General features: G+C 63.4%; 7 protein-coding genes. 2 read left to right on the top strand and 5 right to left on the bottom strand.

Annotated features, from left to right (window positions below; all coding sequences use genetic code 11):
- Positions 1-373 precede the first annotated feature (373 nt).
- From BO1_RS20035 to BO1_RS61275, 5 genes are all read right to left on the bottom strand, one after another.
- On the bottom strand, positions 374-1,495 hold the full coding sequence (locus tag BO1_RS20035; RefSeq protein ID WP_028219083.1) for a polyamine ABC transporter substrate-binding protein: 1,122 nt from the start codon (positions 1,493-1,495) through the stop codon (positions 374-376).
- Positions 1,496-1,573: 78 nt separating this feature from the next.
- A complete protein-coding gene (locus tag BO1_RS20030) occupies positions 1,574-3,007 on the bottom strand; it encodes an aspartate aminotransferase family protein (protein ID WP_028219082.1) in 1,434 nt (477 codons plus the stop codon).
- 19 nt (positions 3,008-3,026) lie between these two features.
- The gene (locus tag BO1_RS20025; RefSeq protein WP_028219081.1) at positions 3,027-4,361 is read right to left on the bottom strand and encodes a glutamine synthetase family protein; all 1,335 of its coding nucleotides are present in this window, start codon (positions 4,359-4,361) and stop codon (positions 3,027-3,029) included.
- Positions 4,362-4,391: 30 nt separating this feature from the next.
- A complete protein-coding gene (locus BO1_RS20020; RefSeq protein ID WP_028219080.1) occupies positions 4,392-5,201 on the bottom strand; it encodes a gamma-glutamyl-gamma-aminobutyrate hydrolase family protein in 810 nt (269 codons plus the stop codon).
- A gap of 296 nt (positions 5,202-5,497) precedes the next feature.
- Positions 5,498-5,722, bottom strand: a complete 225-nt coding sequence (locus BO1_RS61275) for a hypothetical protein (protein ID WP_232071609.1) — start codon at positions 5,720-5,722, stop codon at positions 5,498-5,500.
- Between the two features lie 445 nt (positions 5,723-6,167).
- On the opposite strand from BO1_RS61275, the gene BO1_RS20015 reads away from it, so the two are divergent.
- Both BO1_RS20015 and BO1_RS20010 read left to right on the top strand, forming a co-directional pair.
- Positions 6,168-6,737, top strand: a complete 570-nt coding sequence (locus BO1_RS20015; protein ID WP_028219079.1) for a cupin domain-containing protein — start codon at positions 6,168-6,170, stop codon at positions 6,735-6,737.
- A gap of 121 nt (positions 6,738-6,858) precedes the next feature.
- The gene (locus tag BO1_RS20010; RefSeq protein ID WP_028219078.1) at positions 6,859-8,349 is read left to right on the top strand and encodes an aldehyde dehydrogenase; all 1,491 of its coding nucleotides are present in this window, start codon (positions 6,859-6,861) and stop codon (positions 8,347-8,349) included.
- Positions 8,350-8,427 lie beyond the last annotated feature (78 nt).

Here is an 8,427-nt window from a genome sequence, read left to right as displayed (position 1 = left end):
TACGAAAGCGTCGCGGGAGCTGGCCGCGGCGGTGGCGCGAGCGGCTTCGGAGGCGTTGACTTGGGACGTCGAATTCATGATGTAACCTGGGTTCCTTTCTGATCGCGGTACGGCATGTCCTTGCATGGCGTGGGCAAATGCGGGCGCGAGTGGCCCCGCACGGGGCGCAAAAGCGACTCGCGGACTTTAGTACTGCGAACGGAGCTCGTTGGAAACTGGCGCGTCGGTTTCAAATAAGGGGCGGCGCGCTCAGCCGGACTTCGAACAGCAAACTTCTGGCGGAGAGGGGTCGAGCGATCCCTCTTCCGCACGTTGTCTCCTTCCTTCTCCTTCGGTTTTCTTCCGGGGGCGGACGGCCGCCCCGTTCAGTCGATCAGTGGCCGGTCTTCAGCTGCGACCACAGACGGTTTTCGAGGCGCAGGATGTCGGCCGGCATCGGCTTCATCAGCGTCATTTTCTTGAGCACGTCTTCGGACGGATAGACCGTCGGGTCTTGCGCGACCGACGCCGTCACGAACTGGTGCGCGGCCTTGTTTGCGGTGGGATAGAACACTTCGTTGGTGATCGCGGCGTTGACCTTCGGATCTTCGATGTAGTTGATCCACTTCATGGCCGCTTCGGGGTGCGGAGCGTCCTTGGGCACGACCATCACGTCGAACCACAGCAAGCCGCCTTCCTTCGGATTCGAGAACTTGATGTGATACGCACGCTTGGCTTCCTCGGCGCGGCGGTGAGCGATGCCCACGTCGCCGGACCAGGCGAACGCGACGCAGATGTCATTGTTCACGAGGTCGTTGATGTAGCCCGAGGAGTTGAACTGGGTGATGTACGGGCGGACTTTCTTCAGCACTTCGAAGGCTGCCTGGTAGTCGGCCGGGTTCGTGCTGTTGGGGTTCTTGCCCATGTACTGCAGCGTGGCCGCGAAGGCGTCGACGGCCTGGTCGAGGAACGAGACACCGCAGCCCTTGAGCTTCGAAAGGTATTGCGGATCGAAGATCAGCGCCCAGCTATCGACCGGTGCGTTCGTGCCCAGTGCCTTCTCGATGGCTTCCTGGTTGTAGCCGACACCGTCGGTGCCGAATGCCCAGGGCACGCCGTACTGATTGCCCGGATCGGCATCGGCAATCATGTGCATGAGCAGCGGATCGAGGTTCGCGAGATTGGGGAGCTTCGACTTGTCGAGCTTCTGGTAGACGCCGGCCTGAATCTGCTTGGCCATGTAGTTCGAAGTCGGCACCACGATGTCGTAGCCCGAGCTGCCTGCGAGCAGCTTGGCCTGCAGCGTGTCGTCGCTGTCGTAGTTGTCGTACTTCACATGGATGCCCGTCTGCTTCTCGAAGTTCGGGATCGTGTCTTTCGCAATGTAGTCGGACCAGTTGTACACGTTCAGTGCGTCGTCGGCGGCGCGAGCCGTCTGGCTCGAGGTAGCCGTGAGACCCGCACAGACGGCAAGCGCGGCCACTGCGACGGCATGACGAAGATGTCTGACACTCATGTTGAATTCCCCAGAAGATAAAAGTTGGCGGGCGGCGCCCGCACCCCGTTGTGCGCCGCCGGCCCTTAGTTTGCAGCGTTACGAAAGTCCCAGTTGTTGCGCGGTTGCGTCGACGGCCTTCTTCGCCTTCGACACGATTTCATCGATCTCGGCGCGCGTGATGACGAGCGGCGGCGAGAGCAGCATGCGGTCGCCCGTGGCGCGCATGATCAGGTTGCCGTTGAAGCAGAAGTCGCGGCAGATCGTGCCCACGTCGCCACCGTTCGCGAAGCGCTTGCGCGCCTTCGGATCTTCGGCGAGCTGCAGGCCCGCCACGAGCCCCGTGCCGGAGATATCGCCGATGATCGGGTGATTGTCGAAGGTTTCGCGCAGGCGCTGCTGGAAGTACGGGCCGGTGTCCGTCTTCACGCGCTCGACAATGCGCTCGTCGCGCAGCAGCTTGAGGTTGGCGACCGCGACCGCGGCGGCCACCGGATGGCCCGAATACGTGAGGCCATGGTTGAAGTCGCCGTTCTCGATCAGCGCCTTGGCGATGCGGTCGTGAATGCCCACCGCGCCCATCGGCACATAACCGCTCGTGAGGCCCTTGGCCATCGTGATGAGGTCGGGCTCGAAGCCGAAGTGCTGATGCGCGAACCATTCGCCGGTGCGCCCGAAGCCGCCGATCACTTCGTCGGCGCACAGCAGGATGTCGTACTTGCGGCAGATACGCTGGATTTCCGGCCAGTACGTGGAAGGCGGGAAGATCACGCCGCCCGCGCCCTGGAACGGCTCGCCGATAAAGGCGGCCACGTTCTCAGCGCCCACTTCGAGAATCTTCGCTTCGAGCTGCTGGGCGCGCGCGAGGCCGAACTCCTCGGGCGTCATGTCGCCTTGCGCTTCGCCGAAGAAGTACGGCTGATCGATATGGACGATGTTCTCGACCTTCGAGGGCATCTGCTCATGCATGTAGCCCATGCCGCCGAGCGTGCCGCCCGCGATGGTCGAGCCGTGATAGCCGTTCTTGCGCGAGATGACGACCTTCTTCGAAGGCTTGCCTTGCGTGAGCCAGTACTGGTGCACGATGCGCAGCACCGTGTCGTTGCCTTCCGAGCCGCTGTTGCAATAGAAGAAGTGATTGAACGGCTCGGGCGAGAGCTCGGCGAGCAGCGCCGAAAGCTCGATCACCGGCGGGTGCGTGGTCTTGAAGAACGTGTTGTAGTAGGGCAGTTCCTGAAGCTGCTTGTAGGCGGCGTCGGCGAGCTCCTTGCGGCCATAGCCCACGTTCACGCACCAGAGTCCGGCCATGCCGTCGATGATCTGGTTGCCTTCCGAGTCCCACAGGTACACGCCTTTCGCTTTCACGATCACGCGGCTGCCGGCCTTGTTGAGCGAACCCATGTCGGAGAACGGATGGATATGATGCGCGGCGTCGAGTGCGCGGTAGTCGGCAGTCGAGCGCGAGGTTTGCGCGCGCAGCGTCGTCGGCAGTTCTTGCAGCGCGCTGGCGGGGGCGTCGATTCGATAGCTCATCTTTCGTGTCTCCTGTCTATTACACGTGCAGCAGCAAGTGCTTGCGTTCCCACGAACTGATCACGCGGAAATACGCTTCGTATTCGGTTTCCTTGAGCGCGAGGTAGGCGCGCACGAACTTTTCGCCGAGGATCTCCTTCAGCGGCTCCGACGCGCTCATCAGCGTAAGGCCCTCTTCGAGGTTGCGCGGCAGCTGGTACGGCAGCGAATAGCCGTCGGAGAGCAGGGGCTCGGTTGGCTTGAGGTGCTGCGTCATGCCGAGGTAGCCTGCGGCCAGCGTCGCGGCCATCGCAAGGTACGGGTTCGTGTCGACACCCGGAATGCGGTTCTCGATGCGCCGCGCGCCCGGCGACGAGTACGGCACGCGAAAGCCCACCGTGCGGTTGTCGTAGCCCCAGGCGACGTTGATCGGCGCGGCCATGAAGCGCGAGAGGCGGCGGTACGAGTTGATGTACGGCGCGAAGATCGGCATCAGCGCGGGCGTGTACTTCTGCAGGCCGGCGATGTACGCATAGAACATGTCGGTCGCCTTGCCGTCCTCGCCCGTGAAGAGGTTCTGGCCGCTTTCGGAGGACACGATGCTCTGGTGCATGTGCATGGCCGAGCCCGGCTCGTTCTCCATCGGTTTCGCCATGAACGTGGCGTACATATGGTGGCGCAGCGCCGCTTCGCGCACCGTGCGCTTGAAGAGGAACACCTGGTCCGCGAGCTTCAGGGCGTCGCCGTGCAGGAAGTTGATTTCCATTTGCGCGGCGCCGACTTCGTGAATCAGCGTATCGACTTCGAGGCCCTGGATATCGCAGTACTCGTAGATGTCCTCGAAGAGCGGATCGAATTCGTTTACCGCTTCGATCGAATACGACTGGCGGCCTGTCTCCGGACGGCCCGTGCGGCCCACGGGCGGCACGAGCGGCAGGTCCGGATCCTTGTTCATGTCGACGAGGTAGAACTCGAGTTCGGGCGCGATCACGGGCTTCCAGCCCTTGGCCTCGTAAAGTTCCAGGACGCGGCGCAGCACACGACGCGGCGAGATTTCGACGGGCGAGCCGTCGAAGTGGACGCAGTCGTGGATCACCTGGGCCGTGGGATCGACGGCCCACGGAATGATGCGGATGGTCGAAGCATCGGGCACGCACACCATGTCCGGATCGGTGACGCCGGTGAAGCTGCCGTCTTCGGGGTAGTCGCCCGTCACGGTCTGGATCATCACGGCCTGCGGCAACCGCATGGACTCGCCCGATTCGAACTTGCTGCGGGGCGTGATCTTGCCGCGCGCGGTGCCCGCCATGTCGGGGATGATCGCTTCGACTTCGGTGATGTGGTGCTTCTTCAGGAATTCGTCGATTTCTTGCATTGTCGTTCTCTCAGTAGGGTGCGGGCCGGCTCAGGCGTGGGCGGCACGAGGTGCTTCGGCGTTCTGCCGGCCGGCTCCGCCCGGTATTCGGGCCAGCATGCGGGCCCGGCAGGCTTCGCCAAAGGCGCGGAAGATCGCGGTGGATAGCGCGTTCTGCGCGTGCTGCCATTCGGGGTGCCATTGCACGCCGAGTGCGAAGCTCGCCGCATGGGCCACGCTGATCGCTTCGATGAGGCCGTCCGGTGCCGTTGCTTCCACAACCAGTCCGTGACCGGGCGTTTCGATGCCTTGCCCGTGCAGCGAATTCACGCTGGCTTCGCGTGCGCCGCCGGCGAGCCGTTGCAGCAGTCCGCCCTCGACCAGCGCGATGGTGTGCGCCGGCCCGTATTGCGTTTCGAGCGTATCGGCCTTGTTCTCGCGATGGTCGTCGAGTCCATCGACCGCATGCACTTGCTGGTGCAGCGTGCCGCCGAACACGACGTTCATCTCCTGAAAACCGCGGCAGATGGCGAGCACGGGCACGCCCGCGTCGATGGCTGCGCGCATCAGCGGCAGCGTGGTGGCGTCGCGCTCGGGGTCGTGCAGCGTGCCCGCGGCGCTGGCCGCGCCGCCGTAGCGATGCGGCTCCACGTTCGAGTAGCTGCCGGTGAAGAGCAGGCCGTCAACGGCATCGAGGATGTCGGCTGCTGCCTGCCGCGCGCCGAGCGCCGGCAGCACCAGCGCGAGCCCGCCCGAGCCGTCCACGGCCGCGGCGATGTACTTCTCGCCGGTCACGTGCGACGCGTGCGGTCCCATCATCGTGCGATCGGCGGTCACTCCAATCAATGGCTTGGTTCGCATGACTAATGTTTCACTTCTTCTGCCCGTTCAGCTCAAGTGCAAATACTTTTGCAGTGACGCTACGGGCGTGACATGACCTTGCAACCTTGCACGAGGCAAGGCCGCAAGCCTTGGGTGCAGCGCGAAAGTGGCGCTAACGGATCGCGCTGCGCGTGGAGATCATGTAGGCGGTTCGTTTTCTGCCGTTATGCGGCGCAACCGTGGACAGGCGTGCACAGCCACGCCGTTTGCGTGCGGCAGGACAGCTCGCATGCGGTCGACGGCGATGAAAACGAACGGCGCAGGAAGAAGAGGCGCTAGGGCAGCAGCGACGCGACCTCGTCCGTATGGACGGCGATGAAGGCGCGTGCAGAGACGGCGTTGTGGCGCCGAACAGACCGGCGCGAAAGGATTGTGATGACGGATAGAAACAGGCGAGAGGCAAGCCTGCCGCTACTGCCGTCGGCGATGGCGGCGCAGTCACTGCGAAGACACCTCGCATGACTTCGATCCCATCTCACCAGAGGGCCACGGACTCTCACAATTACACTCGACTGGAGTTGTTGATAAATTGCCCGACTTATTCAGCGCGACCTGAATAGTTCGCACTGCATCACGCCAAACATAGGTGTCGTTCGATGTATCCCGCATGAACAGCGTGTTGCGTAGATGTTTCATGCTGGTGGTCATCGTTCGATCGACCTGTTGTCCAGCATATACGAGCCAAAAAGGCCGTCAATTATTTTTTTACGTTTTCGAGTCAGCACTTTCCCGGGTGGCAGGCTGCAAACACCGATGGAATGCGAAATATGGCTACCTTCCTTTATATTTCGAATAACTTACAGGGGTTTCTACTAACGCAAAAAAATACAAACTGATTAGAATATTCAACACGTCCACCGCGCCGTTTTTGCTGTCGTTCGTCCGTCGTTCGCTGCTACCCGCAGCGGTTTTTTGGCGCGCTCCCTGATCAACCGGCTTTCGAACGTGACCGAGTCCGTATCCGTTTCCACTGAAGTCGCAACACGCCTGCGCTACGTGCGCAAGCGCTATGGGTTGTCGCAACGCGAGCTCGCCAAGCGCGCGGGCGTCACGAACGGCGCGATCTCGCTGATCGAGCAAAGTCGTGTCAGTCCCTCCGTCGGCTCGCTCAAGAAGCTGCTCGAATGCATTCCCATGAGTCTCGCGGAATTCTTCACATTTGATCTGAACGAGGGCGCGAGCGTCGTGTCGCGCCGCGGCGAGATGCCGAACCTCGGCAACGCCTCCATCGAGTTCTATCTCGCGGGCGCGAACGTGAAGGACCGCAACATGGGCATCATGCGCGAGGTGTACCAGCCGCTCGCCGACACGGGGGCCGAAATGCTCACGCACGCCGGGCACGAGGGCGGCGTCGTGGTGGCGGGCCAGCTCGAGCTGACCGTGGACGGCACGACCTGGCTGCTCGACCCCGGCGACAGCTACTACTTCGAAAGCCGCCTTCCGCACCGGTTTCGCAATCCCAGCGCGAGCGATGTTTGCGAGGTGGTGTCGGCCAATTCGCCGCCCACTTTCTGACTCGCGCCAATCCGGTTCGCTGCGTGCAGCCGCCGTACGGCCGAAGTTCGATTGATGTTCGATCGAAGTTCGGCCGCGTTCGCGGCACGCAGAACGAATCGCAAATCATTGAGGCATCCTCATGGAAAAGAGAAATCTCGCTTACTGGCAGGACAAGGCCGCATCGCTCAAGATCGACGGCCGCGCATTCATCGACGGCGCCCCGCGCGATGCGTATTCGGGCCGCACCTTCGACTGTGTGAGCCCGATTGACGGCCGCGTGCTCGCGAGCGTGGCCGACTGCGGCGCGGCCGATGTCGACGCCGCCGTGGCCGCCGCGCGCCGCGCATTCGAGCAGGGTGTATGGGCGGGCCTGAACCCGCGCGAGCGCAAGGCGGTCCTGCTGCGCTGGGCCGCGCTGATGCGCGAGCACCTGGACGAACTCGCGCTGCTCGAAACGCTCGACGCGGGCAAGCCCATTGGCGACACCACCACGGTGGACCTGCCGGGCGCGGCCTATTGCGTCGAATGGTTCGCCGAGGCCATCGACAAGGTGGGTGGCGAAGTCGTGCCCGCCGACCATCATCTCGTGGGCCTCGTCACGCGCGAGCCCATCGGCGTGGTGGCGGCCGTGGTGCCGTGGAATTTCCCGATCCTGATGGCGTCGTGGAAGTTCGGCCCGGCGCTTGCCGCAGGCAACAGTGTCGTGCTCAAGCCTTCCGAGAAGTCGCCGCTCACGGCGATCCGCGTGGCGCAGCTCGCGCGCGAGGCGGGCATTCCGGCAGGCGTGTTCAACGTGCTGCCCGGCGGCGGCGAGCCGGGCAAGCTGCTCGCCCTGCACCGCGACGTGGACTGCATCGCCTTCACGGGCTCGACCAACGTGGGCAAGCAGATCATGCAGTACGCGGGCCAGTCCAATCTCAAGCGCGTGTGGCTCGAGCTGGGCGGCAAGTCGCCGAACATCGTGCTGCCGGATTGCCCGGACCTCGATCGCGCGGCAAAGGCCGCGGCGGGCGCGATCTTCTACAACATGGGCGAGATGTGCACGGCGGGCTCGCGCCTGCTCGTGCACCGCGATATCAAGGACGTGTTCCTCGCGAAACTGCTGGAAGCGGCGAAGGCGTACAAGCCTGGCAATCCTCTCGATCCCGCAGTCTCGATGGGCGCGATCGTCGACAAGATTCAGATGGAGCGTGTGCTCGGCTATATCGAGGCCGGACGCAAGGAATCCACGCTGCTGCTGGGCGGCGAGCGCGTGAATGCGTCGAGCGGCGGCTTCTACGTGGAGCCGACGGTGTTCGATACGCGCCATGACGCACGCATCGCGCGCGAAGAGATCTTTGGCCCGGTGCTTTCGGTGATCACGTTCGGCACGATCGACGAAGCCGTGCGCATCGCCAACGACAGCGACTACGGCCTTGCGGCAGCGGTCTGGACGGCGAATCTCACGAACGCCCACGAGATCGCGCGCCGTCTGCGTGCGGGCACGGTGTGGGTCAACTGCTACGACGAAGGCGGCGACATGAACTTCCCGTTCGGCGGCTTCAAGGAGTCGGGCAACGGCCGGGACAAGTCGCTGCATGCGCTGGAGAAGTACACCGAGCTGAAGTCCACGCTCGTGCGGTTGCGCTAAAGGATTCGCGCTTCCCGCGCGGCGGCGCGCCCGTGCACCGGCTGTGGGTGCGCGCGTGCCGCCGCGTGGACTATGAAT

Source organism: Paraburkholderia oxyphila NBRC 105797 (assembly GCF_000685075.1).
Lineage (GTDB): Bacteria > Pseudomonadota > Gammaproteobacteria > Burkholderiales > Burkholderiaceae > Paraburkholderia > Paraburkholderia oxyphila.
The sequence above is the reverse complement of the archived record's forward strand: the minus strand, read 5'-3'. Positions and strand labels throughout refer to the sequence as shown.

What these genes read in the sequence shown, in the direction of transcription:
- BO1_RS20025 (WP_028219081.1), bottom strand. Translation starts at nt 4,361, where the DNA reads ATGCAAGAAATCGACGAATTCCTGAAGAAGCACCACATCACCGAAGTC.
- BO1_RS20010 (WP_028219078.1), top strand. Translation starts at nt 6,859, where the DNA reads ATGGAAAAGAGAAATCTCGCTTACTGGCAGGACAAGGCCGCATCGCTC.
- BO1_RS20020 (WP_028219080.1), bottom strand. Translation starts at nt 5,201, where the DNA reads ATGCGAACCAAGCCATTGATTGGAGTGACCGCCGATCGCACGATGATG.
- BO1_RS20035 (WP_028219083.1), bottom strand. Translation starts at nt 1,495, where the DNA reads ATGAGTGTCAGACATCTTCGTCATGCCGTCGCAGTGGCCGCGCTTGCC.
- BO1_RS20030 (WP_028219082.1), bottom strand. Translation starts at nt 3,007, where the DNA reads ATGAGCTATCGAATCGACGCCCCCGCCAGCGCGCTGCAAGAACTGCCG.